We start from the raw sequence: 509 nt of genomic DNA, 5'->3' as shown, positions 1-509 counted from the left end.
AAAGGAGGCACGTTCGCGCGTTGGGCGACAGTCAGACGGTCCATGGGAGCAAACATTAGGATGCAGATCCATAGGTCGGAGGGGGGCCCGGCGAACATGAGCTTCGACGTCCATCAGTTCGACCTGTTCGTGCTGATCGGCTCCCTGGTCACGCTCCTGGCGATCCTCGCGGTGCGGATGTCGACGAAGGCCGGGCTCCCGTCGCTGCTGATCTATCTGCTGATGGGCGTCCTGCTCGGTGAGTCGGTGCTCGGGATCCGGTTCGACGACGCCGCGCTCGCGCACGCGGTCGGCTTCGGGGCGCTGGCGCTGATCCTGGCCGAAGGTGGTCTGACGACGTCGTGGAAGGACGTACGTCCCGCCTTCGGCCTCGGGCTGACGCTGGCCACGGTCGCCACGGTCGGCGGCTGTGCCTTCGCGCGGCCCCGAGTGGTGGTGCCGCCGAGCTACTACCCGACGCCCACCTCGACGTCCACCGGCTACAGCACCGACTACCCGACGCCGTCGTA

Annotated in this window: 1 protein-coding gene; it reads left to right on the top strand. The window is 67.6% G+C overall.

Features of this window, described 5'->3' with window-relative positions; translation table 11 throughout:
• Positions 1 to 60: 60 nt before the first annotated feature.
• Positions 61 to 509 (top strand): cation:proton antiporter (locus EF903_RS33375; RefSeq protein WP_221888829.1); only part of this gene is annotated, 449 nt, incomplete at its 3' end.

The organism is Streptomyces sp. WAC05292, assembly GCF_003949955.1.
In the GTDB taxonomy this organism is placed as follows: Bacteria; Actinomycetota; Actinomycetes; order Streptomycetales; family Streptomycetaceae; genus Streptomyces; species Streptomyces globosus.
This window is presented reverse-complemented; position numbering and strand designations above follow the sequence as displayed.